This is a genomic window from Streptomyces sp. NPDC093586, from assembly GCF_044764905.1.
Lineage (GTDB): Bacteria > Actinomycetota > Actinomycetes > Streptomycetales > Streptomycetaceae > Streptomyces.
In genome coordinates, this window is the sequence record NZ_JBIWJA010000049.1 from 1 (window position 1) to 22,780 (window position 22,780).

Sequence of the window (22,780 nt, forward strand, 5' to 3'; positions counted from 1 at the left end):
AGCACCTGGACGATCAACCCAGCAACCGCATAGACCAAGGGGCCGCCCGGCCTACGGCCGGACAGCCCCCACCAAGATCTTCATGAGTCTTCTAGGCCAGACGGGCCTGGGCAGCAGGCACAGAGTGCTCGGTGCGGGGGTTAGCCACCCAACCCTGTGCTGACCAGCGGTTTCAGCAGGGCGCCAGGAACCCTCAGGTGGGTAGTGTCGGCAACTCGCGCCGGGAACCAGCATCGGTGGACGGTACGACCGGTCGATTCCGAACCCTGCCTGTCTTCGCCTTCTGTGTCCGGAAGCTGCGGTGTCCCGGTGGGCAGTCTCGGGTAGCACCTGCCTGGGCGACTGGGAGGGGGACCGTTCGTGGGTAGGGCGAGTCGTGGGAAGAAGCAGCGCAGCCGGGACGACTCGACTGCGTGGAGCGCCGTCAGGGCCGCACGCGCCGCGCACCGAACCCGGGGCGACACTCTTCGGCTTCTGCAGGACAACGTGTGGGTTGCCACGATGATGGCGTCGAACGCGGGCAACCGGATGAGGGAGCTGCGTACCGTCCTGCATCACAGCACCGTGCCGGAACAGCACCGTGAGGACCTGGCGTTCGCGTTGATGCTCGGCAAGCAGGGGATGCGGCGGCCGTGGCCGTCCAGCCCCGCCGAGGCGGCACGGTGGCAGATCAAGCAGATCCTCCGGCTTCTTGACCGTGCTGAAATTCTGGTCATCTCGCCGGCCGCACACGCGGCGGTCATGGCCGCCGCAGCCACCCTGGAGCCCGCAGACATCGCCACCCTCGACAAGGACCGGGACATTCCCATGCCGGCCGGGCTGCTGGTACTGCCGGAGCCGGTCGTCGTAGAAAACCGGGGCGGCTCCCTGTCCGACATCCGCGCCTTCGGCTGGCAGTTCGTCACCCAGCATCAGGTCCTGCCCGACGCCCAGTACCCCGGGGTCCAGCTCGCGTGCTTCATGGACCGGGACGGCCCCGTGCAGCCGGAAACCTGGCGCCAGGCCGTCGCCCAGGCACGCGCCACCGGATCACCGCTTCCCCCGCTCGTCCCGGACGGGATCTACGGCATGCGGGCCGACGGCGCCCTCGCCGACAGCACCGAGCGGCACAAGGAGATCTCCGACGAGCACCGCAGGCTCAACACCGTCCTGAACCAGGTGGCCCAGCACACCACTCCTCCGCCGGAGGAAGGACTGTGGGACGGCGGGCGGATCAAGGACACCTACGACGACTTCGCCGCCCGCTACGCGTTCGCGTTCTGGCGGCTCGCCGCCCAGGGCGTCACCGTCCTCGGCACCCCGCAGCAGCCGGGCGAGGACAGCCCACGGAACGAGCCGGGGGTGCGGACGGCGATCCCCGACGTCCGCGTCATCCGGCTCGCCAATCAGGCGCCCGCGCGGAGCTCGGCGGAAGGCCACGGGACGAGCCGGGCCTACCGTCACCGGTGGACCGTCCGGATGCACAAGGTCCGACAGTGGTACCCCAGTGCTCAGGAGCACCGCGTGATCTGGCGCGGCCCCTACATCAAGGGCCCGGCCGACGCGCCATTCATGATGGGCGAGAAGGCGTACTCCGTGGATTGAGGCCGGTCTCAGCCAGCCATGCAGAAGGCGAACAGCTGCTGCCTCCAACCGGATCGGTCGGCAGAGAGGCCAGGCGCATGGCCGGTGCGGTGACAAGCAGGCCCGGCTTCCTACCTTCTTCGGGAACGAAGCCGGGCGGTGCTGAGCCTGCCGGGGGCTTACTGACTGTGTCGCTCCAAATAGATGGAGGTGAACACGGCGACTTTGGCACGCAGGGCCCACGGGTCGAAGGGCTTGCTGATGTAGTCGACAGCGCCGGCCGCATACCCGCGGGCGGAGTGTTCGGATCCGGTACCCATCGCTGTCAGGAAGATGATGGGAACGTCCCGGGTCCTCGGACGGCGTTTGATGTGAGCGCAAGTCTCATAACCGTCCATCTCCGGCATCTGCACGTCCATGATGATGACAGCGAAGTCATCGTGGTCGAGCAGGGCTTTGAGGGCCTCTCGGCCGGAGGAGACCGTGACGAGCTCCTGCTCGAGTGTCGCCAGGACTGCGGTCATCGCCAGCAGGTTGTCCGGCTGATCATCAACGATGAGGATCTTGGGCATGTCCTGCGGCCTCGCCGGCAACACAGCAGCTGTGGCCTGCTCGACGGCGTCCAGCTGGCGTTCAAGCAGATCGCAGCGCCCCTCCGCAGCAGCACGCTGAGCCTGTGCCTCTGCAAGGGCTGCACCGAGGCGCTCGACCTCCAGCTGGAGCGCGTTGCGCTCCTGGAGGAGACCTGAGACATCCGGATACGCCTGCGCAAGAGCGTCCGCCCGCCTCCGCTCCGCAAGGCGATCGGCCTCCAACTGGTTGAGCCGCGTCTCCAGATCGGCGATGCGCTGTGTCCTGTCCAGCAGCGCATCGCCCAGGACATCGCCGCGGACGGTGGACCGCCGGGAGACATGGTCGGCGTCGGCCAGCTGCTGCTCCAGGATTTCCACCGCGTGCTTGGGGGACGAGGCAGCGTCCACAGCCGATCCGTACAGGCTCCGTACCAACTCTATGGCCTCGGTGGTGACTGCGGTCCCGCGATGCTCGGCGACATCGGTGAAGAGGTCGCTGATCACCTGCCACGGAGGCAGCCGGGTGCCGTTCAGGTACCGCGAGACCGTGCCCGGATCGAGACGGCGCCGGGCCGCATACCGACGGACGGACAGGTGAAGGCTCTCGAACAGCTCGCGCAACGCCTCGGCCAACGCCCGGGATGCATCGTTGAGGTCGTCTCCCAGAGGTTGGAGTTTACTCATGGCTCTCCTCCGCGACCGTGCTGGCACTCACGGTGCTTGGTGGCTGGACGCCGCCGCCCTCCGCGGCGATGAGACGGTTGAAGAAGGGCACGGCCAGTCCCGTAGCGGCAAGACCCGCGAGCACGCTGTGCGCGAGTCCTTCCCCGGAGACGGCCGTCAGCCCACTTGCCGCCCCGCCGGCGACCAAGGCAAGCAGAAATACCAGGGCAGACCTCAGTGACAGCAGAGGACGGTCCACTGTGCTCTCCAATCATCCAACCCGCCGCAGTGCGGCAGGACTTGTTCCCTATCCGGCCGTTTACGGGACGGAGGAACCAGGATGAACGAAGCCAGAGGCGTTGCAGCCCGCAAGCCGAAAGCGAGGCAGTACAGACTGCCTGTTGCACGGGTGTTGCCGCCGTTCACACCGAACCCTTGGCCGGTCACGAGCCCGGGAGTTCACCTGTTGCCAGAATGTTGCTCTGCAACGCTGCCGTTCTTCAACAACACCCGGTGACGTGGAACAACTCCGCTGGGATCCGGTTCCCGGCCGAGCACCGTCGCCGTGCCCGCCGCCTCAAGGTCGCACCCGCGGCCGTTCCGCACCAGCCCGAAGAACGGCCACCTCCTGGAGCAGGAGACCGACGTCGACACAGTGGTACAGACGCGCCAAACCTTGGAAGCCGCCGCCGCGCAGGTGGTTGCCACGCTCTGATGAGGCTTCCCCTGCCAGCACGTGACCGACGCCGGCCTCCAGGCGTGACGGCCGATGACCAGCCCGCCCGTTCTGCTCCTGGGAGCCCCCGCGCGGGTGAATCGTGGGCTTCCGTGCGAACTGCCGCCGGCCCGGGGTGCGTCGTGCCGGTCATGGAAGCGATCAACGAGGTGCACGTGTCCGAGCCCGGCCTGGTTGTGGTCGACGTGGCCGCGGCCGACGACGAGACCGCCTTCGCCTTCCACGCGGCCCTGGCCGCGCGGTGGGCGACGACGTCCGTGGAACGCACGACGCGGGACGCCGGCCAGCCGGGAGTACGGCTGCGCTGCTACCTCGACCTGCGTCAGCCCCTGAACCCGCCCGGACCCCGCAACGGCCCCTGGTGAGGGGCGACCGAGGAAGGAGGTCTACCGGGCGTGTGGGGTACCGGCTCACGGGCAGCGGCCGGTGAAGCGTGAGCGAGAATCCAGAACGTGACAACCGACCGCCGCCCGCTGGGCACTGGCCCCCTGCACGTGCACGCCCCCGCTGCTGAGCGCGCTCCGCGTGCCCAGCTCGCCGCAGAGCGCCTGCCCACCATCCCGACCATATCCGGAGCAGCGCTTCGTCCGGTTGGACGCCGCGCTCTGGGAACCGGCCCTGCAGACGGCCCGACCGCGTAGCCGACCACACCCTGAGACGCGATCCAGTCGTCGATCTGGGCGAGGGCTGCTGCCGCCTGCTGCACCACCCGGCGGGTGAAGTGGAGCAGATGGAGCCGCGACAGTTACTGAGTTTGTCGGCGTGATGTCGCGAGGCTGACAAGAGACGGTTGTCGCGGTATGCCGGAACTATGAGGTATCCGCAAGGCGGCGGCCTGACCGCCGAGCGGCGGGCGTTTCACGAACGCATCCGTATGGAGGCGGCCGAGATGTTCGCTGAAGGACAGGACAACGCGGCGGTGGCGAAGGAGCTGCGGGTCAGTGTGCGCTCGGTGCAGCGCTGGCGCCGTTCCTGGCAGGAAGGCGGCCGGCAGACACTGTGCTCCAGGGGGTCGGCCGCCCGTCCCAAGCTGAACGAGGCCCTGTTCTCGGTTCTGGAGCAGGAGCTGGCCAAGGGGCCGGTCGCCCACGGCTGGCCGGACCAGACCTGGACCCTGGCCAGGATCAAGACGCTGATCGGACGCCGGTTCCACCGGACCCTCACGCTCTCGGCCATCGCGCGGATGCTGCGGCGTCACGGGTGGAGCCATCAGGTTCCGGCCCGACGGGCCCTGGAACGCGATGAGGAGACGGTCGCCGGCTGGGCGAAGGAGACCTGGCCCCGGGCAAAAGGACCGCGGCGGCGCTCGGCGGCTGGATCGTCTTCGAGGACGAAGCCGGCTTCTCGATGACGCCGCCCACCTCCCGCACCTGGGCAAGGCGCGGGCACACGCCCGTGATCCGAGTATGAGGACGTTCCCAGCGCCGGTTCTCGATCGCGGCCCTGGCCTGTTACAAGCAGGGCGAACGCTCACGCCTGGTCTTCCGGCCCAAGCGGCACGCCGACCACAAGCGCGGCGGCCGGCGCAGCTTCACCTGGACCGACTACCGCGACCTGCTGACCGCCGCCCACCAGCAACTCGGCGCCCCCTTCGTCCTCCTCTGGGACAATCTGAATGTGCACCTGGACGCCCGGCTGCGGGCCTTCATCCACGCCCGTGACTGGATCACCGCCTACCAGTTACCGCCGTACGCACCCGACCTGAACCCGGTCGAAGGCATCTGGTCACTGGTCCGACGCGCGGGCCAGAACAACACCGCCTTCACCGACCCCGACCACCTGATGCACGCCCTGCGCCGCACCCTCCGCGAACTCCAGTACCGCAGCGAAACCATCGACGGATGCCTCGCCGCAACCGGACTCACCCTGACGACATCCCGCTGACAAACTCAGTAATCGTTCATGAGTCCGTTTCAGGTGGTGCGACCGGGCGGCAGCGCAGGGGGCCCCGGCACCGCCGGGCCAGTGCCGGCGATCCCACGGGCGTGCTGGGACGGATGAGAGCGCAGAGCTGTGCGGCGTTGCCGCGGAGGCGTTGTCAGTGGTCTGCGCTACGGTCGTCTCCCCCTTGAGGGGTGCGCTGTCCCGCCCGGCCTCTATCTCAGGCCGGGCGGGACGCGTGGCGCGTTCCCCCTTATTTTCTTCGGCACAGGGGCACGCCGTTCTTCCGGATAGGAAGGACCGACACCAAGGTGTCCTGTCTCCATATGACGGTGTGCCGCGGGGGATTGCAAGGAAAACCGGGAACTTCACCCGCCGGGTGCCCGCAGTGTGCCCTACGTGCACCGGATCGGTCATCTCCCGGGCCGTGGCTGACCGTCCGCGACCCCTAATGTTCCGTGATTTCGTGATCACGTCGCGTGATCTACGTTCCTCGGTTCATGCTGAGGGCCCCTCAACGGCGGTTCGGCACCCGCCCGTTGAAGGGATTCCCCCGGCGTGGTCTCTTCCGGATGCCTGCGCCTGACCGACATCAAGACAAGGACGTTCATGAGCAGGAAACGCATAGCGGCAGCAACGGTGCTGGCGCTGGTGCTGGCGGTGTTCGCCTGGAGCCTGGCGATGGCGGCGATGGGACATGCCGCCCTCATCGCCGGGCTGGCCCCGATCCTGGGGATGACCATCAACCAGGTCCTGCGCGGCACCCGCCCGCGTACCACGCCGGCCTCCGGGCACCATGTGGCGCCGGTGCCCGACAAGAAGGACGGCGCCCCGTGAACACTTCCGAGCCGCCCCCGGGCCGTCCCGGCCGCAAGCTGGGCCCCATCGCGGCCACGGTCGGTACCTTGCACCGTGCCTGGCTGGAGCCGACCCGCGAGCGTTACCTCTCCAGCGGATGGACCCTCAACGACCTCAGCTTCCACGTGCTGCTGGCCAAGTCCAAGCTGTCCGAGCTGCTGCGCGGCATCGGACACTACCCGCGCTGGGAGGTCATCCACCGCCTGGCCGCCGTGCTCGACATCCCCAGCTGGCCGCTGTACCGGCTGTGGAGACAGGCCGCCCTGGACGCCGGCAAGAGCCGTGACTGGATCGACCGCTCCACCGAGGGCGCCACGGCCGTGGCCACCACCCACTCCGGCCCGCCCCTGGAGCACGGCCCTCTGCGCCTGACCGTCGAGGAAGGCTACCTCGCCTACGCCGGCGCCTTCCTCACCGGCGACGCCCGTGACGCAGCGGTGGAGGACGCCTTCGCCATCCTCTGGCTCAGCTTCGACGAGGCCCTGGCCAGCCCCGACATCCGCCGCTACGCCTGGTCCCTGCTGCGCGCCACGGTCAAGGCCCGGGCCGACTACCGGGACGAGCGGCCCGTGCTGGGCGAGGCCGCCTTCGACACCGTCGCCCTGCGCCAGGAAAGCTCCACCGAGAGCCAGGCCGCCCAGCTGGCCGAGAGCCTGGAGCTGTACGCGGCGATCAGCCGGCTGCCCGACACCCAGCTCGACGTGATGGTGCTGCGGCTCGTGTGCGGCTACCCGTCCGAGAAGGTCTCCGATCTCCTCGGCGTCCCCCTGGCCACCGTACGGTCCACCGAGCGCCACGCCCAACGCTTCCTGGCCGACACCATCGAGCCGTCCGCGACCGAAGGACCCACCCCGTGACCACACTCCAAGACATCCTCTCCAGGGCCCTGCTCGCCCCCGACCGCACCGTGCCCCGCGACACCGTCCAGCCGCGGGGCGCCGACCCCGCCGTCCGGCCGGTGATCACAGGACGGGAAACGGCGAACACAGCGGCCGCGGACCTGAGGGCCCTGTGCGAGACCGTGGTCCGCCACACCCCGGCCACCGCGGTCGCCGCCTTCATCACCGACCAGGTCCCCGAGCCCCGCAGCGCACTGGTCCTGGCCTGCGTGCTGCAGCTGACCGACACCGACGACGGCGCCCGGTTCTGGTGGCAGTACGCCGCCGGCGCCGGCCAGCCCGCCGCCGCCTACTGCCTCTACCTCCACCACCTCGCCCTCGGCGAGACCCACGCCGCCCGCTGGTGGCACACCCAGACCAACGAAGTACAGCCCAAGCCCACCCCCAGCACCCCCCGAAACCGCGCTGCTGTCCTGTGGAGCGACGAGGTGATGCCCGCGGTCCTCCGGGACGGCGACGGCGCATCCACCACCATGCTGCTGCGTGTCCTGCGACGCTTGGCCGGCCACGTGTCTCGGCCCCGGTCGGCCGTGGTCGCGGAGCTGATGACCTACATGCCCATCGCGGTGGCCGTCGGCTACCTCCGCGAACCCGACAGCGAACTGCCTCTGCCCGGACCCGGCTTCGCCCACCAGGTCCGCGCCCGGCTGGCCGCAGCCGCCGAACGGCCCGACGGCCCCAGCGACCTCCCTGCCCGCCGCCAGGTCAGCCCCGCCCGACGGCGAGAGGCCGCCTCGTCCGAGCAGCGAAGCCACCGCCAGGTCGACGAGGCCGCAACCCGCTGAAGCCGACACGCCCCCGGGACCGCTCTCCCCGGGGGCGTGTCGGTTTCCCCGACCTCGCCCGAACACTGTCCTACGCCGACCACCGAGCCACCACTCGCGGCGGGTGCGCTTCACAGTGAGTGACACCTATGACCACAAGGTGACGGTCTCCCCGTCAGGCTGATGACGGCCGGGGCTACCGCGCCCCCCGGCTGCGGGGCCGACCGCACCTGTGCGCGCAGCGGGTGCAGCCCCGGGCCCGCAGGGCACGGAGGGGAAGGATCCGATGGGCTGTGGGCTACAGTCCGGCGATGGACCTCGAGGAACTTCGCCGGCGTGCTCTGCGTGTCCACGACCTGTACGACGAGCTGAACCTGCAAGAACACGGCCGGGTGTGGACTCGCGAGGAGTTCATGCTCGGATTCATGGGGGACGCCGGTGACCTGGCCAAGCTGATCCTGGCGCAGGAGGGGGTGCGGTCGGACCGGCCGGACAGCCGGGCCGCGCTGGAGCACGAGCTGGCCGACTGCCTGTGGTCCGTGCTGATCCTCGCCCACCGCTACGGCATCGACCTGGAGAGCGCGTTCGTACGCACGATGGAGGACCTGGAGAAGTCGATCAGCGCCCGTCTCGACCGGTAGGACCAGACGGAGATCCTGCGCGCCGTGCTGACCGCCTGCACGAAGAGGAATGACGCCTGAGACAGCCCGACGGGACGCCTTTCGACGGCGACGTCCTGACGCGGGCCCAAGTAGCAGCGGAGCCGGATTCCGAGCTGCCCTGGGCCAGGTGTGTCCAGTAGACGGCTGATCCAGTTTGTGTAGCGGTCAGTTGGTGGACGGTCGGGGAAGCGGTGCGTTGGTACGCGCTCGATGGCGTAGGAGTCCACTGAAGTCGGATTTCAGGGCGGGTGGTGCTCGTGTAGCCGGCGCGCAGCATTCGCACGGCGTCGTCAGGCGTCCTCGTCGCCGGGGAGCGGCGGCAACTCCTTCCTCCAGCGGTCGGGATGGAGCAGGTGGCAGTCGGCGGGGCACCAGCGCCTCCGGATGTCCTCTCGATGGGGGGAAGAAGGACTGGGCGCTGAGGACCAGGTACACCAGCTCCTCAGTGATCGTGAGGCAGAGGGGACAGGGGATTCCGGCTCGAGTGATTTCCATGCGCGGGAGAGTGCACAGGTCGGTGGCTTAGAGGTCGCGCGGATAGGAGGGCGTACGAGGAGGCAGCAACTGGTCCGACGGCGCTGGCTGCTGGGCATGGTCCGGGGGTGGTTGGTAGGTCTGCGGCGGAGTGACGTCAAGGGATCACTTGCCGTCGGCTCCGGTAGCATCGGCGCCATGTCTGGTGCTTCGTGCGCGGCTTGTGCCGCGGTGACGAGGACGCTCCGCTAGCGGCGGGGCGTTCGTCTCACTTCTGTTGAACGTTCCGTCGCTCCGTGGTTGAACCGGAGCGGCACGTTCGTGCTGCTCGGAACTTCTTCTGGGCAACGGAGCACTCGGTGTTTTCAGGCATTCTCTCTTCGCGCGGGGACGATTCGTCCCCGGTGCGCGCGTGGCTGGTGCTGTGCTGCATGGCCATGCTGCAGTTCTTCATCGCGGTGGACGTGACCGTGGTCAACGTCGCCCTGCCCTCGATCGGCGCCGACTTCGGGGTCGACGGTCACGCCCTGACCTGGGTCGTGGTCGGGTACACGATCACCGGCGGCGGGCTGCTGATGCTCGGCGGCCGACTGGGCGACGTGCTCGGCAGGCGCCGCATCCTCCTGCTCGGCACCACGCTCTTCGGCGCCGCGTCCTTGCTGGCCGGGCTCGCGCCGTCCTTCGCCGTGCTGGTGACGGCCCGGCTGCTGCAGGGTGCCGGGGAAGCGATCGCGCTTCCGGCGGCGATGGCGGTGATCGTGCTCATGTTCCCCGAGGGGCCGCGCAGGTCGCGGGCGCTGAGCGTGTGGGCGGCCGTCGCGAGCTGTGGCCTCGTCTTCGGGTTCGTGATCTCCGGGATCATCACCGAGCTGCTCGGCTGGCGGTGGATCTTCCTGGTGTCCGTGCCGTTCATCCTGGTCGTGCTCGCCGCTGCGGCCATTCTCGTGCCGGGCGAACGGCCCGCCGGGCCCGCACCGCTGGACCTTCCCGGTTCGCTCCTGCTGGTCGCGGCTCCGCTGCTGTTCACCCTCGGCGTCATCGAGGCGGGAGAGGCGGACGGCACGCTGCCCTGGCTGCCGCCGGCGGCGCTGGTCGGCGCGGTGGCAGCCGGGGCCCTGTTCGTCGGGGTCGAGCGCCGTTCACGGAACCCGCTCGTGCCGCTGCGGTTCTTCCGCAACCGGCCGCGCGTCCTGGCCAACCTCGCCACCGCTCTGCTGAGCGCGGCACTGTCCACCTCGTTCCTGCTGTTCACCTACTACCTGCAGGACCGGTGGGGCGCCGGCCCGCTCCGGGCCGGTCTGACGATGCTGCCCCTGGCGGTGTCCCTGATCGCGACCTCGGTGCTGGTGCCCCGGCTGCTCGGACGGTGGGGTACCCGGGCCTGTGTCCTGGCCGGCATCGGCTTCACCGCGCTGGCGATGGCAGCCATCGCGCTGGTCTCCTCCCTCGGGGCCCCCGGCCCGGCGCTGATTCCGGCCATGGTGCTCATCGCGGCCGGGATGGGGTTCGGGATCGTCGGGCTGCAGTACGTCGCGGTGACCGGCGTGACCGAGGACGACGCCGGCATCGCCTCCGGAGTCCAGCGAGCCGCCGACCAACTGGGCGGTTCCACCGGTGTCACGCTCTACGTCGGCACCGGGTTCGCTCCCGCCCTGGACGGCACCGACCCGTTCCTCGCCAGTAGCTTCCTTGCCGTCGCCGGGCTCGCCGCGGCCGGGTGCGTCGCCTGGCGGATCTCCCTGCCCGCCGCGGTGACGGAGGAAACGCTCGGGTGATCTTGGGCAGGGCTGCGCCCGGCCGGACCGCCGGACGGGCGCAGCCCTGGAAACAACAGGTCCACGATCACCACCGGTCAAGCAGAAGGTCACGTGCCCGTCCTGCCTTCCTCCATCACCGGCCCTCTGTGGGAGCAGTTCCACGCGCTGATCCCGCGCCGCCAGGTCACTCATCCGCTGGGCTGTCATCGGCCCCGCGTCCCGGACAGGGTCGTGTTCGACAAGCTCCTGGCCCGGCTCGTGCTGGGCGGCACCTACCAGCAGCACGCCGACCACCAGGTCTCCGCGACCACGCTGCGGTCCCGGCGGGACGAGTGGATCGCCGCGGGAGTCTTCGAAGTCCCGCTCGCCTGGCCGGACGCGGACGCGTTCCTCGCGGAGATGCCCGACTGGTTCCGCCTCGACCGCACCGAGGGCCAGGAGCACGCCCTGTACGTCGCGGCGGAGAAGGACACCCTGCGCCAGCAGCTGACCGGCTGGCTCGCCGGTGCGGGTATCCCTGTGCTGGTGGTCCGCGGCTTCGGCTCGCAGTCGTACGCCGACGTGGTCCACGACCGCGTCACCGCCGACCCGCGCGGTGCCGTGCTTTTGGTGATCGGCGATTTCGGACTGCTCCGGCGAGGACATCGAGCGGGACTGGGTAGCGCGTACGGGCTGCTGGAGCCACACCGGGCGGGTGCTGCTGACCTACGAGCAGGTACGTGCCTACGAGCTGCCCGCGACCGAGGGCAAGCGCGGCGACCCGAGGTGGCCGGCCTTCGCCCGCCGCTACGGCTTCGACCCCCGCCGCCCGGTGCAGTAGGAGGTGGAGGCGCTGGAGCCGGCCGAACTCCGGCGCCTGGTCCTCGCCGCCGTCGACCCATACATCGACCGCGACGTCCTCGCCCGGCAGATCACCCGCGAGGAAGAGCAACGCCGCGCCCTGGCCGCCTTCCTGGACGGCTGGGACGCGGCGGGCGGGGGAGCGCACTCGTAGGGCTGTTCCAGCGTGGGGGCGCTCAGGCGGGTGCCGGCACCGGGCGCAGCGCCGCCAGCGGTGAGCGCCGGCCCTTCTCCACCGCGCGCAGCTGCTCCCAGTTGACCTCGGGGTGGTCGGGGACGATCGAGGCCGGGCGGAGACGCACGAGACCGAATCAGCGGGCCAGATCCAGCAGGTCCCTCACGCCGGGAACCTGGCGGTAGGGCTGGAAGCGTGGGATGAGGTCTTCGACCAGGCGGGAACAGCGCGGGGCGTGGAGGCGGCGGGCCAGGAGCAGTGACTGGGTGGCGGCGGCTGCGGCGGGTTCGGGTTCTTTGAGGTCGAGGTGGCTGGCCGCCTGGTAGGCGAGGAAGATGCCGCGGGTTTTGCCCCGGGAGGCGGGCAGCAGGCGTTCGCCGTCGGTGATGAGGTGGTGGGCGCGGGCGGTGTCGCCGAGGTCGAGGAGGGTCTGGCCGGAATCGACGGCGAGGTCGGCGTCGGAGAGCCAGGCGCACCATGCGGGGCGGTCGCCGGCGGTTTGGGCGAGGTGCTTTTCGGCGGCGGCGAGGGCGCGGAGGGCGGGGCGGGTTTCACCGCGTGCGGCGTGGGTGCGAGCCATGCGGAGCTGGAGGAGGCTGCGGGCGGCGGGGTGGGTGGCGCGGGAGAGTGCGTGGGTCAGGAGCTGTCCGGCGAGAGAGTGGTCGCCTTGCCAGGCGGCTTGGTAGGCGAGGTCGCTGATGAGGCCGGCGCCGCGGTCGGTGTCGCCTACGGCGTGGCTGTTGTGGAGGGCGGCGATCCAGTACTGGGCGGCGTGGGCATTGTCGCCGGTGTCGAAGCGGCGCCAGGCAAGGGTGTGGGCGAGGTCCGCGGCCAGCGTGTGCAGCCGGTGCCGGGTCGCGGCGCTGTGGGAGCCACGGTCGAGGAGATCCGTCACGGTCGCCAGGTGTTCTCGCAGCAGCCGGGTGGTGTGCGGATGGTGGACGGGGTCGCTGGCAGCGAGCTGCCGCGCGGTGGTCTCCAGCACGTCGACCAGGTCCCCGTCTCCGGCGAGCTGGGACGGCACGGTTCGTGTGGTGCCGGCGGCTGCCCAGTCGGCGGTGAGCGTGGTCAGTGCGGTGGAGGAGACGGTGAGGAAGGTGCGGCGGTCCACGGTTCGCAGGGCCTCTCTGAGGGCGGGCACGGTGGCATGCGGGGCGAGGGGGACGACGCCGGTGTCGGTCAGCGGCAGCCAGTCGGGCCACGGCCCGGCGATGATGCCTGCGGGCAGGCCCAGGGCCTCGGCGATGTAGGTCTGGGAGTCCTCATCGGGCCGGATACCGCGCTCCCACTTGCGGACGCGGGAGGCATCGGTGCCCGAGCGCAGCCCACGGCGCGCAGCGGCGGCCCGCACACCGGCCGCCAGATGCTCCTGCGACAGGCCGGCGGCCCGGCGAGCGCGGGCCAAAGGGTGTAAGGCGCGGTGCTCCACCGCGCCATCGTGGCACCGGCTGACCTGCCCCGGTACGGCACGAACCAGACGGGACCTCACCGGGACCTCTCCCGCCGGCGAACGCGGGCGCTCATCGTCTACGGCAGGCTGCGCAGCCGCCCCCGGTCCGCCACCTGGCACGAAGGGCACCCACATGACGCACCAGCACACCCGCCCCGCCCCCGAGTCGTCCACGGCACTGCAGAATCTTGAGGGAGCGACCGTCTTGGTCACCGGCGGCGCCGGTCTGATCGGCTCACGGATCGTGCGCCGCCTGAAAACTCTGGGCGCCGCCCCGCTGGCACTGTGCACCCTGGACGCCTACCCCCCCGACGTCTACCAGGACCTGTTCGGCATCGACACCACCAGCGACGACGTCCTGGTCGAGGACGTCCGCGATGCTGCCGCCGTGCAGGAGGCCATGCGCCGGGCGGACTACGTCGTCCACGCCGCAGCCCTCGCCGACGTCGCGGCCTGCACCCGGCGCCCGCAGGACGCCATCGACCACAACATCACCGGCACCCAGACCGTCCTGTCCGCCGCCGCGGCCTCGGACCGGCTCAAGCGGCTGGTGTTCGTCTCCTCGGCCTCCGTGTACGGCAACGGCAACCCCGACGACTGGACCGGCCCCCGCGACGAACACCGCACCACCCGGGAACTGCTGGCCGCCGTCTACGGCCGCACCGTGCCCCGCTTCACCGAACACGCCCCGCTGCGCCCGCTGTCGGTCTACGCCAACACCAAGGCCTTCGGCGAGGTGCAGACCGCCCTGCAGCTCGGCGCGGCCGGCACCTCGTACGCGGTGGTGCGCTACTTCTCCGTCTACGGCGAGCCGCAGGTCATCAAGCCGGGCAGCCACTCGTGGGTGGTGGCCTGGTTCGCCGCCCGAGCCGCGCTCGGCCTGCCCCTGCAGCTCAACGGCGGCGGCCACCAGGTCCGCGACCTGGTCCACGTCGACGACATCGCCGACGGCACCATCCACGCCCTGACCAGCCCGGCCGCCGACGGCGAGACGGTCAACATCGGCACCGGACGCCCGGCCACCATCCGCCGCGTCGCCGACCTCATCACCGCCCACTACCCGGGAACGCAGGTGCTGGAGACGCCGATGCCACCCGGCGACCCGCTCGGCGGCTGCGCGAGCACCACGCACATGGAACAGGTCCTGCGCTGGCGGCCCCAGATCACGCTGGAGGACGGCATCGCCCGGTACGTGCACTGGCTGCACGCCACCCCGGCCGCCCTGCCCGCCTGGCTGCGCGCCGAGACGGCGGCGAAGCCCGGCTAGATCACCGGTGGGCGTCCGAGCCGGGTCATGCGGGCCACGGTCGCCCACCGCATCGGCCGCCGCCGCCCCGCAGGACGCGTGACGCCCTCCCAGAAGCCGCCGGCCCAGGCCCGCAGTCCCCCCAGGGACCGGGTCCGGGCCAGCGTCAGTACCGTCCACACCCCCAGGTAGGCAGGGACCAGCGGGGCAGGCAGATGCCGCTTGGCCAGCCACACCCGGTTGCGGGCCGTCATCCGGTAGTACACCGCGTGCCGGGCCGGCGACGTCCTCGGGTGCCGGAGCACCAGCGACGGCTCGTACACCACCCGCCAGCCCGCATCCAGCGCCCGCCACGCCAGATCGGTCTCCTCGTGCGCGAAGAAGAACTCCTCCGGCCAGTCCCCGACCTCGTCCAGCATGCGCATCGACAGGCCGTGCCCGCCGCCCAGGAACGTCGTCACCTCACCGCCGCGCATCGGATCCTTGGCACGCAGCCGCGGCACATGACGCCGCTGGGTCTGCCCGTCCGCGTCGGCGATCCGGAACGACACCACACCCAGACGCGGGTCGGCCGCGTACAGCGCGGCCAGCTTCGAGAACACGTCGGTGTCCACCAGGAGCCCGTCGTCGTCCAGGTCCACGACCACGTCGACGTCCCCACAGGCCCGCAGGTGAGCGATCGCGGCGTTCCTGCCGCCGGAGACCCCCAGATTCTCGCCCAGCTCAACTCCGTCGACCCCGGCCGGCAGCTCCGGCAGCGCTGTCCCGTTGCCGACCACCACCACACGTGCCGCAGCCAGGTCCTGCCGGGCCACCGACTCCAGCAGCGCTGCCAGCTCGGCAGGCCGGTTGCCCATCGTCAAGACGGCAACGCCCAGGCGTGGGTGACTCACAGGTGAACTCCCATCGAACGTCGACCGGCCGCAGCCTAGCCGCCCCGTCCCCGCACCGTTGTCTGCATCCACCGAAGGAGCCTTTCCGTGCCCGACGTCCCCGTCCTGTACCTCGGCGACTACCTCAGCGCCCCCGCCGACGCCGGCCTGGCCGCCACCGCGTACGCGAGTCTGGACCGCGCCGATCTGGCCCGGTGGCTCGCCCACTGGCCCGACCTGCACGCCAAGGCCCTGGCCCAAGTCGAGTACCGCGTCCACCCGAGCGCCCGTATCCACCCCACCGCGATCCTCGGCGCGGACGTGATCGTCGGACCGGGAGCGCACGTGTGGGAGTTCACCACCGTCCGCGGCCACACCGTCATCGGCCCCGGCGCGTCGGTCGGCTTCAACTGCGAGGTCACCAACGCCTACATCGGAGCCCACAGCGTCCTGGGGCACCGCATCGGCATCAACCGCACCCTCCTGGGTGACGGCGTCCACCTGTCCGCGAACGTCACCGTCGCCGCCATCCACCTCACCCGCGACATGACCCAGCCCGACCGCGAAACCGTCCTCCGTCTGCCCGACGGTCTCTACCGCTGCGGCACCCCACGCTTCGGCGCACTGATCGGCGACCACACCCAGACCGGCATGAACATCACCATCGGCCCGGGCACCGCGATCGGCCGCCACTGCCAGATCAACTCCCACACGGCGATCGGCCCCACCCACGTCATCCCCGACCACCACATCCTCAGCCCGACCGAGCCGCCAGCCCACCGCGCACGCCCGCGCCGGGAGACACGGACCCCGGGGCCGTCCGCAATCCAAAACTAGGGCTACGCTCCGCGCTGAAGCTGTCCCTTGATCGTGGACACCTGGGGACTGGGATCTTGAGGTTCCAGAGGACGTAGCACCGGGTGGGAAGCAGGTCCACGAAGCGGTGCACCGAGGAGTTCAAGCGGGACGCGGTCGCGCTCGTCGATTCCTCGGGCAAGACGGTCACCGCCGTCGCTCGGGAGCTCGGCATCAGCTCCGAGTCTCTGCGCGGCTGGTATCGCCGGGCGAAGGCGGACCGGGGCGAGGGCGAGTCCGGTGAGTTGACCAGCGTCGAGCGCGAGGAACTCAAAGGAAGAGATCGGCACCCGCGCCCGGCCCGACCGGGCCACCGCGCGAGCCGAGGTCTTCAACTTCATCGAGACCTTCTGCAACCGCCGCCGTCTGCGCAAGCACAAGACCCTCGGCTATCTCACCCCGGCCGAGACCAGACAGCGACATCAGCACACCCTCGCGGCATAACGATCACGTGTCCGATATCACAGGGCTGGGAAGCCGCCCTGGGCCACGCCTTCCTGGACGTACCCGGCGAAGGAACCGCCGGGTACGGTCCGGCCTGTGGATAACTCAGGGGCAAGCTCCGTGCCCTGTTCCGCCGCCGGAGCTGACCGCACTGGGCAACGCCGCCTCTTCCACCGGGTACGGATAGAGGCAGCGTCACTGACAGGCGGCCCGGGACAGGCCGGGGTGCAGAACGGTGAGCGTGGAGCACCGGCTCCTGTCGACCGCGTGCAGAGGCACCCAGACGGTCCCAGGGTGCGCGGCGGCCACTGCGCTGGTCCTGCTCTTTCGAAGCTATGGCGAAATGCGTATAGCTTTCTGCGGTGGTTGCTCAGCGAGGCCAGGCGCAGTGCACGTGCCGGCTGTGCCCGGCGTTGCCCGGGCCGAGGACCTCCGTGGCACCCAGCTTGCGGCAGGCGGCCATCAGCGCCTTGTGCGGGGCGCCGTCCCCGACGTGCTTCCCGTTGATGTAGTTGATGTCGATCGCCTTCCCCGCGTAGTGGCGGGACTTGGCGCTGTGCTTGCCTCCGACGATCTCCGACACGGAGATCCGGTACTTGTACTGGGTGTTCAGCTTCAGCAGCCCGTTGAGCATGCGGGGATCCAGAGCCACACGGCGGTTCGGCTTGTGCCCCCACGGGCTCGTCAGAGCGCCCTTGCCGTTGGCGGTATCGGTGATGTTCGCCTTGGCGGTGGATCCCGCGTGCTTGCCTCCCGGGTGAACGGTGGCCAGGGAGATGCCGCTGGTACGCAGGATCTGCCGGGCGGTGGTGGCCCGGGTGTCTGCCGCCGCGGTGGCGTGGACCGCGGAGCCGCCCAGGGCTGCTGCGGCAACTGCCGCCGCGATCACGCGGGCAAGACGGTGCGTTGACATGGCGAGTTGTCCCTTCAGGAGCGCGGACCGGGAAGGTTGGGTGCCGGTCCGGGACAACAGATACAAGGTGCCGACGGCCCGGATCAGGACGATCTACGACGATTCACTACAGCGGGTGACAGCTATGACCACAAGGTGACGGCCTCTCCGTCAGGCTGACGACGGCCGTGGCCACCGCGCCCCCGACTGCGAGGCCGACCACACCTGTGCGCGCAGGGGGTGCAGCCCCGGGCTGGGCTTTACCCCGGACAGTGGACACTTCTGATTGGCGTCGTCTGCGCCACTGTGACCATCTCAGTGCGCGTGCCCTGATGAGGGACTGATGAGCGCGTGTGGCGGGTGGGTGGCCAGTTGCCAGGAGCCGCCGAACTTCTGCCACGGTGAGGGGCGCGAGGCAGGAACCGTTTCTGCTGCCCCCTTTGCCGCGGCGTCGGCGGCCATGACCGCCAGGTAGGCGTGCGCCAGCATGACCAGGGTGACGTGCCGCATCCAGCCGGTGTAGCGGCGGACTTCGTACTGGTCGAGGCCGCATTCGTTTTTGGCCGCCTGGAAGGCTTCCTCGATGGCCCAACGTGTTCCAGCGACGCGGACCAGATGCTCGACCGTGGTGCCGAGCGGTGCGTAGGCGATCTCCTGGGGCTTGCTGATGCTGCGGCGCGCCAGTGCCCACCGCTGGTGGGTGGACAGTTCGCCGTCGAAGTCCTCAATGGAGGTGATTTGCAGGGCGGCCCAGTGGTAGACGCGTGGCCCCTTGGCGCCGTCACCGCACGAATGTCTCTTCCATGCTTCGTCGGGAGCCTGGGAATCGCGTTTCCCGTGTTCAGAGATAAGGGTCAAGGCCCCTCGACGGCACCGCCGGTGCGGGCCTGCTCGACATCTACGAGCAGGAGCGCCGCCCGGTCGGGCTGTACACCGCACGGCAGGGCTCGCTGCGGCTGGCGATGCGCTCGGGGACGGCCACCGACGAACAGCGGGCCGCGACCGACGACGCGATGACCGTGACCATGGGCCAGGCCTGTCCGGCCGGTGCCTTCGTCGCCGAGGAGGAGGTCGGCGCGTTGCCCCTAACCAGCGATCCGCGCGCCCTGTCCGGCCAGCCCGGCACCCGTGCACCGTACGTGGTGCACCGTACGTGGTGCTCGAACGGGACGGTGCGCCGCTGGCGACGCTGGACCAGTTCGGTACCCGTTTCGTGCTACTGGCCGGTGAGGACGGGCAGTCCTGGGCCGCGGCGGCACGGACGGCCGCCGCGCAGCTGGGGGTCGCGCTCGACGTCCGCCGGATCACCGCGGACGGGGACCAGGGGCCGGCCGACTCCGAGGGTCGGTGGGCCGACGCCTACGGGGTGTCGGCCGACGGCGCCGTCCTGGTGCGCCCGGACGGGATCGTCGCCTGGCGCAGCCGGGGCGCTCTGCCCGCCGGCGAGCAGGCCGCGGCGCTGGCGTCGGCGCTGCGCCGCGGCCTGGCGCGCCGAGCGATGCGGGGCGGGCGGTCAGCCGCCGGCCGGGGCGTGCCGCGCCTCGGCCACCGAGTCCACGTACTTGATCAGCAGGCGGGCGAACTGCAGGCGTTCCTCCTCGGGCCAGTCCCGGGTGATGAACTCGAAGGCCGCCCGCTGGTGACGGCGGAAGGCGGCCAGCATGTCCATGCCCTCGTCGGTCATCTGAAGGATCGTCCGGCGTCCGTCCTGCTGCGAGGCGGCGCGGACCAGATATCCCGCGGAGATGCAGTCGGTGACCATGCGGCTGGCGACTGAGGGATCCACGGCGAGCCGTTCGGCGACGACTCCGACGGTGATCTCCTGGCCGTCTTCCTCCGGGCCCTCCTCGGCGATGTTGAGGACCAAGGTCCGGGTCATGTCCTTGCGCGAGACCTGCGTCTCCGCGTTCAGCGCGGAGGCGCGGCGCAGCCGCGAGAAGGCCGGACCCACCGCGTCGAGAGGGTCGGCTCCGGCGAGCGGCCCCTGGCTCGACGGGACGCTCGTCCGCCTGGTCGAAGTCTCCATGTCCCCATCCTAGGTCCGGTGATTACAAGCAAACCAGCATGTGTATGTCAACACGTCATTGCATGACGACACGCATATAGTCTCTCGTCAATGTTTCCCCATGAAAGGACTTCCATGCCGGACACCCAGGACTTCGACTTCGACGTCCTCATCGTCGACGGGGGCCCGGTGGGCATGCTGCTCGCCTCCGAACTCCGCATCTCCCGTGCCAAGCCGGTGGTGCTGGAGCGGCTGCCCGAGCGCACCCCCACTCCAAGGCCTTCGGCCTGCACGCCCGTTCGCTGGAGTCGCTGGACCGCCGCGGTCTGCTGGAGCGCTTCCGTGACGGCGCCCCGTCCTGGAACAACGGCCACTTCGCCGGCCTCGACGTCTGGGTCGACTTCTCCCTGCTGGACAGCGCCCAGAACTACGCCCTGCTGTCCGAGCAGACCCGCACCGAGCGCCTCCTGGAGGAGTGCGCGCAGGAATTCGGCGTCGAGATCCGCCGCGGCCACGAGGTCACCGCCGTATGGCAGGACGCCGACGGCGTCGAGGCCGACGTCACCGGCCCCGAGGGGCCGTACACCCTGCGCGGCCGCTACCTCGTGGGCGCCGACAGCGGCCGCAGCCTGGTCCGCAAGGCCGCCGGGATCGCCTTCCCGGGCACCGGCGGCAAGGTCACCGAGCGGCTGGCCGACGTGGTTCTCGCCGACGGCGAGAAGGCCCCGATGGACATGGAGCGCACCGAGCGCGGCCTGCTCTTCTGCGTGCCGCTGGACGACACCTACCACCGCGTCGCCACCTTCGACTTCCACAAGGAGCGCGAGGCCGAGGGCGAGCTGACGCCGGAGGAGTTCACCGACAGCCTGCGCGAGATCTGGGGCGACGACCTCGGCGCGAGCCGGCCGCGGTGGCTGTCATGGTTCACCGACTCCGCCTGCCAGGCCGAGCGCTACCGCGCCGGGCGCATCTTCCTGGCCGGCGACGCCGCCCACACCCACTTCCCGGTCGGCGGCCAGGGTGTCAACCTCGGCCTGCAGGACGTGCTCGACCTCGGCTGGAAGCTCGCCGCCGACATCAACGGCTGGGCATCCGAGGGACCGCTCGACACCTACGACCGCGAGCGCCAGGGCCCGGCCCGCAAGGTGCTCGCCAACACGCGTGCGCAGATCGCGCTGATGAACCCCGACCCGTACGTCACTCCGCTGCGCGAGCTCTTCGAGGGCCTGATGCGCAAGGAGGAGGTCAACCGGCACGTCGCCGAGATGCTCAGCGGCGTCGGGGTGCGCTACGACATCCCGGGCCCCGAGCACCGTCTGCTCGGCGACTTCGCGCGCGACCTGACCGTCGCCACCGAGGAGGGTCCCCTCACTCTCCAGAAGCTCCTGCACCGCGGCACCTTCGCGCTGCTGGACCTCTCCGGCCTTCCGGAGATCTCCGAGGTCTACCAGGAGTGGGCCGAGCCGATCGCCTGGCCCGGCCGCGTGCGGCACGTCATCGGCACGTGTGAGCAGGAGCCCGGCCTGGCCGGTCTGCTCGTCCGCCCCGACGGCTACGTCGCCTGGGCCGCCGACAAGGACGCCTCGCCCGCCGAGATCGCCGAGGGGCTGCGCGCGGCTCTGGCGGCCTGGGCGGGGACCGAGGGTCCCCGCCGGCCGGTCTTCGAGTAAACGGCAAAGAAAACCGTGCGACCGCCAGTACGGTGTGGATGCACAATCAAATGCATGACAACATGCACATGTAATCCGGATCACCGGACGGAGCCTGCAGCAGTTCGCCGGTCCCCCGAAGAGTGTGAGCGTGCTCCTGCCCGCGGTTGCGGGCGCTGTGCGGCTGACGGCGTCGGGCCATTCCTTGCGGGCCCCCTGCCGGGTGATGCCCCGGACGGCTCCCATCCGCTCGTAGCCGGCGCCGGCCGACACCAGGGCCGCCACCGCCCCCGGCCTCCCGCCGGTCCCCGAGCCGTTCGCGAGCGGGGACCGGCCCGTCGACACCCGGAACCCCGCCCCGGAACCCCGCCCCTGCCCCGGCCGCCGTGCCCGGCGAGCTCGCGGCCGATGCCACGGCGCCGCCGCGGGCGACCCCGGCACCGGCCGCGGTCGACGACCAGGCGGCGGGACTCCGCGAGGCCACCGGACACCACCTGCCCGGCATCGCCCTGACCGCACTGCGCTTTGCCCGCACCAACGACCCGGCCTTCCCCAATTCGGCGGGCAAGCGTGGCGCCGAACCGGGGAAGACCGGGTCGGCGACCTCGAGAAGTGGGCCCGTAACCGGCCCCGCGCCGCTACCGGCACCACCGACCTCGACCGACCGGGCCGCTCCAGCCGACCTGACCCCTCGTCCCGGGGAGCACCCGGCTTCGTCGCGTCAGCGCGTCGATGACGGCGAGTGCTCAGGCCGGTGCTCGCCCCGACAAGGCACCCCTCACGGGAAGGTCACGTAACACCTCGCCACCGACCCCAGGGGTTCGCAGCGCGCGTCGTCGATGTCGGTGATCTTCGTCCAGACCCCCTTCTTGAATCCCCCCATGTACCTCATCTCTTTGTTTTTGCCGCTGCCGAACTGCATGTAAAGGTCGTAGGCCCGGTCCTCGAAGGTGAACCCGTCGACGTCGTTGCCGGGACCTCCGGCCTTGCCACCCGCCTTCAGCGCGACCTGTTTGCAACTCAGGTTCTTCCAGCTGTCCTGGCGTGCCGTCAGGGAGTTGTTCCACACGTCACATCGGTGTACTCGGTCGGAACCGCTGAAGGAGGCGTACTCCATGGTCCAGCGAGTGTTGTTGCGGAGTTCCCCGTAGGCAGCCGTGAAAGCGGGGCCGGCCGCCGCACCCGGGTCCGCCGCGGCGGTACTGCTCGGTGCCAGCACCAGGAGACTCGCCATCGCGGCCACCGGCACCGTGATCCCGACCGCCGTCCGGCAGGCCGGCCGCCTTGGCCTCGTCCTCCCCACCCCGAGCCCCGTGTTCGCCGTGTTCGCTTTGGGCACAGTCGTTCCCCCTTGTCCTCGGACGGTGAGCGAGCCGACTTCGGCCGTCGGCCCGGCGGGCCTCAGTATCCGGCCTCGACCGCCCACCAGCCCGCGGATCCGCGTCTCACATCATCACGGGACGTGCGCTCCCCCGCTGACCTACGCTTTCGCACATCGAATGGGACAGCTGCGGAACGCGAGG

22 protein-coding genes and 5 pseudogenes are annotated in these 22,780 nt (G+C 70.5%); 18 read left to right on the forward strand and 9 right to left on the reverse strand.

The genetic code is table 11. The features are described 5' to 3' along the window. Positions 1-564 precede the first annotated feature (564 nt). A complete protein-coding gene (locus tag ACIRFH_RS32645; RefSeq protein ID WP_403528884.1) occupies positions 565-1,584 on the forward strand; it encodes a hypothetical protein in 1,020 nt (339 codons plus the stop codon). A gap of 158 nt (positions 1,585-1,742) precedes the next feature. Here the strand turns inward: ACIRFH_RS32645 and ACIRFH_RS32650 are convergent, their stop codons facing one another. Further along, positions 1,743-2,819, reverse strand: a complete 1,077-nt coding sequence (locus ACIRFH_RS32650) for a PleD family two-component system response regulator (RefSeq protein ID WP_403528887.1) — start codon at positions 2,817-2,819, stop codon at positions 1,743-1,745. An 846-nt stretch (positions 2,820-3,665) separates the two neighbouring features. Here ACIRFH_RS32650 and ACIRFH_RS32655 point away from each other — a divergent pair. The 11 genes and pseudogenes from ACIRFH_RS32655 (at position 3,666) to ACIRFH_RS32705 (ending at position 11,823) form a co-directional block, all read left to right on the forward strand. Beyond that, positions 3,666-3,899, forward strand: coding sequence for a DUF6207 family protein (locus tag ACIRFH_RS32655; RefSeq protein WP_403528890.1), 234 nt, complete (start codon positions 3,666-3,668; stop codon positions 3,897-3,899). 446 nt (positions 3,900-4,345) lie between these two features. Then, a complete protein-coding gene (locus ACIRFH_RS32660; RefSeq protein ID WP_403528893.1) occupies positions 4,346-4,885 on the forward strand; it encodes a winged helix-turn-helix domain-containing protein in 540 nt (179 codons plus the stop codon). 83 nt (positions 4,886-4,968) lie between these two features. Next, on the forward strand, positions 4,969-5,418 hold the full coding sequence (locus ACIRFH_RS32665; protein ID WP_403528971.1) for a transposase: 450 nt from the start codon (positions 4,969-4,971) through the stop codon (positions 5,416-5,418). Between the two features lie 606 nt (positions 5,419-6,024). Next, positions 6,025-6,252 (forward strand): hypothetical protein, encoded by a 228-nt coding sequence (locus ACIRFH_RS32670; RefSeq protein WP_403528896.1) that lies wholly within the window; start codon positions 6,025-6,027, stop codon positions 6,250-6,252. After that, entirely contained in the window at positions 6,249-7,130 is an 882-nt protein-coding gene (locus tag ACIRFH_RS32675; RefSeq protein WP_403528899.1) for a sigma-70 family RNA polymerase sigma factor, read from the forward strand. Before ACIRFH_RS32670 ends, ACIRFH_RS32675 begins: the two co-directional genes overlap by 4 nt. Then, on the forward strand, positions 7,127-7,957 hold the full coding sequence (locus ACIRFH_RS32680) for a hypothetical protein (RefSeq protein ID WP_403528902.1): 831 nt from the start codon (positions 7,127-7,129) through the stop codon (positions 7,955-7,957). The genes ACIRFH_RS32675 and ACIRFH_RS32680 overlap by 4 nt, the downstream gene beginning before the upstream one ends. A 290-nt stretch (positions 7,958-8,247) precedes the next feature. Beyond that, positions 8,248-8,577: a MazG nucleotide pyrophosphohydrolase domain-containing protein gene (locus tag ACIRFH_RS32685; RefSeq protein ID WP_403528905.1), complete on the forward strand. Its 330-nt coding sequence runs from the start codon at positions 8,248-8,250 to the stop codon at positions 8,575-8,577. Positions 8,578-9,503: 926 nt separating this feature from the next. After that, positions 9,504-10,847, forward strand: a complete 1,344-nt coding sequence (locus ACIRFH_RS32690; protein ID WP_403528908.1) for an MFS transporter — start codon at positions 9,504-9,506, stop codon at positions 10,845-10,847. 93 nt (positions 10,848-10,940) lie between these two features. After that, positions 10,941-11,183 (forward strand): annotated as a pseudogene (locus tag ACIRFH_RS32695) (transposase); the annotation flags it as partial. Between the two features lie 340 nt (positions 11,184-11,523). Next, entirely contained in the window at positions 11,524-11,649 is a 126-nt protein-coding gene (locus ACIRFH_RS32700) for a hypothetical protein (protein ID WP_403528980.1), read from the forward strand. Positions 11,650-11,652: 3 nt separating this feature from the next. Then, on the forward strand, positions 11,653-11,823 hold the full coding sequence (locus ACIRFH_RS32705) for a hypothetical protein (RefSeq protein ID WP_403528982.1): 171 nt from the start codon (positions 11,653-11,655) through the stop codon (positions 11,821-11,823). A 22-nt stretch (positions 11,824-11,845) separates the two neighbouring features. Here the strand turns inward: ACIRFH_RS32705 and ACIRFH_RS32710 are convergent, their stop codons facing one another. Beyond that, entirely contained in the window at positions 11,846-11,971 is a 126-nt protein-coding gene (locus ACIRFH_RS32710) for a hypothetical protein (RefSeq protein ID WP_403528985.1), read from the reverse strand. A 9-nt stretch (positions 11,972-11,980) separates the two neighbouring features. After that, positions 11,981-13,249, reverse strand: coding sequence for an XRE family transcriptional regulator (locus ACIRFH_RS32715; protein WP_403528911.1), 1,269 nt, complete (start codon positions 13,247-13,249; stop codon positions 11,981-11,983). A 178-nt stretch (positions 13,250-13,427) separates the two neighbouring features. On the opposite strand from ACIRFH_RS32715, the gene ACIRFH_RS32720 reads away from it, so the two are divergent. Next, on the forward strand, positions 13,428-14,561 hold the full coding sequence (locus ACIRFH_RS32720; RefSeq protein ID WP_403528914.1) for an NAD-dependent epimerase/dehydratase family protein: 1,134 nt from the start codon (positions 13,428-13,430) through the stop codon (positions 14,559-14,561). Here the strand turns inward: ACIRFH_RS32720 and ACIRFH_RS32725 are convergent. After that, entirely contained in the window at positions 14,558-15,433 is an 876-nt protein-coding gene (locus tag ACIRFH_RS32725; RefSeq protein WP_403528917.1) for a glycosyltransferase family 2 protein, read from the reverse strand. The genes ACIRFH_RS32720 and ACIRFH_RS32725 overlap by 4 nt on opposite strands. An 87-nt stretch (positions 15,434-15,520) precedes the next feature. Between ACIRFH_RS32725 and ACIRFH_RS32730 the strand changes: the two genes are divergently transcribed. Both ACIRFH_RS32730 and ACIRFH_RS32735 read left to right on the forward strand, forming a co-directional pair. After that, positions 15,521-16,249: a transferase gene (locus tag ACIRFH_RS32730; protein WP_403528920.1), complete on the forward strand. Its 729-nt coding sequence runs from the start codon at positions 15,521-15,523 to the stop codon at positions 16,247-16,249. Between the two features lie 83 nt (positions 16,250-16,332). Continuing rightward, positions 16,333-16,521 (forward strand): annotated as a pseudogene (locus ACIRFH_RS32735) (transposase); the annotation flags it as partial. A 16-nt stretch (positions 16,522-16,537) separates the two neighbouring features. Here ACIRFH_RS32735 and ACIRFH_RS32740 read toward each other — a convergent pair. The 3 genes and pseudogenes from ACIRFH_RS32740 to ACIRFH_RS32750 form a co-directional block, all read right to left on the reverse strand. After that, complete coding sequence (locus ACIRFH_RS32740; protein WP_403528988.1) at positions 16,538-16,696, reverse strand: hypothetical protein; 159 nt, start codon at positions 16,694-16,696, stop codon at positions 16,538-16,540. A 385-nt stretch (positions 16,697-17,081) separates the two neighbouring features. Next, the gene (locus tag ACIRFH_RS32745) at positions 17,082-17,624 is read right to left on the reverse strand and encodes a hypothetical protein (RefSeq protein WP_403528923.1); all 543 of its coding nucleotides are present in this window, start codon (positions 17,622-17,624) and stop codon (positions 17,082-17,084) included. A gap of 294 nt (positions 17,625-17,918) precedes the next feature. Then, positions 17,919-18,218 (reverse strand): annotated as a pseudogene (locus tag ACIRFH_RS32750) (IS701 family transposase); the annotation flags it as partial. Between the two features lie 157 nt (positions 18,219-18,375). Here ACIRFH_RS32750 and ACIRFH_RS32755 point away from each other — a divergent pair. Next, positions 18,376-19,074: pseudogene (locus ACIRFH_RS32755) on the forward strand (hypothetical protein); the annotation flags it as partial. Between the two features lie 42 nt (positions 19,075-19,116). Here ACIRFH_RS32755 and ACIRFH_RS32760 read toward each other — a convergent pair. Beyond that, positions 19,117-19,629 (reverse strand): MarR family winged helix-turn-helix transcriptional regulator, encoded by a 513-nt coding sequence (locus ACIRFH_RS32760; protein WP_403528926.1) that lies wholly within the window; start codon positions 19,627-19,629, stop codon positions 19,117-19,119. 174 nt (positions 19,630-19,803) lie between these two features. Between ACIRFH_RS32760 and ACIRFH_RS32765 the strand changes: the two are divergent. Beyond that, positions 19,804-20,705: pseudogene (locus ACIRFH_RS32765) on the forward strand (FAD-dependent monooxygenase); the annotation flags it as partial. Between the two features lie 168 nt (positions 20,706-20,873). Next, positions 20,874-21,278, forward strand: a complete 405-nt coding sequence (locus tag ACIRFH_RS32770) for a hypothetical protein (protein WP_403528974.1) — start codon at positions 20,874-20,876, stop codon at positions 21,276-21,278. Between the two features lie 757 nt (positions 21,279-22,035). On the opposite strand, the gene ACIRFH_RS32775 is transcribed toward ACIRFH_RS32770, so the two are convergent. After that, positions 22,036-22,491, reverse strand: a complete 456-nt coding sequence (locus tag ACIRFH_RS32775) for a hypothetical protein (protein WP_403528929.1) — start codon at positions 22,489-22,491, stop codon at positions 22,036-22,038. Between the last annotated feature and the right edge of the window lie 289 nt (positions 22,492-22,780).

Bases quoted from the DNA above. Each gene is read 5' to 3' on its own strand.
- ACIRFH_RS32770 (WP_403528974.1), top strand. From the start codon at position 20,874: ATGCTCAGCGGCGTCGGGGTGCGCTACGACATCCCGGGCCCCGAGCAC.
- ACIRFH_RS32760 (WP_403528926.1), bottom strand. From the start codon at position 19,629: ATGGAGACTTCGACCAGGCGGACGAGCGTCCCGTCGAGCCAGGGGCCG.
- ACIRFH_RS32670 (WP_403528896.1), top strand. From the start codon at position 6,025: ATGAGCAGGAAACGCATAGCGGCAGCAACGGTGCTGGCGCTGGTGCTG.
- ACIRFH_RS32685 (WP_403528905.1), top strand. From the start codon at position 8,248: ATGGACCTCGAGGAACTTCGCCGGCGTGCTCTGCGTGTCCACGACCTG.
- ACIRFH_RS32720 (WP_403528914.1), top strand. From the start codon at position 13,428: ATGACGCACCAGCACACCCGCCCCGCCCCCGAGTCGTCCACGGCACTG.
- ACIRFH_RS32660 (WP_403528893.1), top strand. From the start codon at position 4,346: ATGAGGTATCCGCAAGGCGGCGGCCTGACCGCCGAGCGGCGGGCGTTT.
- ACIRFH_RS32775 (WP_403528929.1), bottom strand. From the start codon at position 22,491: ATGGCGAGTCTCCTGGTGCTGGCACCGAGCAGTACCGCCGCGGCGGAC.
- ACIRFH_RS32690 (WP_403528908.1), top strand. From the start codon at position 9,504: ATGGCCATGCTGCAGTTCTTCATCGCGGTGGACGTGACCGTGGTCAAC.
- ACIRFH_RS32650 (WP_403528887.1), bottom strand. From the start codon at position 2,819: ATGAGTAAACTCCAACCTCTGGGAGACGACCTCAACGATGCATCCCGG.
- ACIRFH_RS32745 (WP_403528923.1), bottom strand. From the start codon at position 17,624: ATGTCAACGCACCGTCTTGCCCGCGTGATCGCGGCGGCAGTTGCCGCA.
- ACIRFH_RS32655 (WP_403528890.1), top strand. From the start codon at position 3,666: ATGGAAGCGATCAACGAGGTGCACGTGTCCGAGCCCGGCCTGGTTGTG.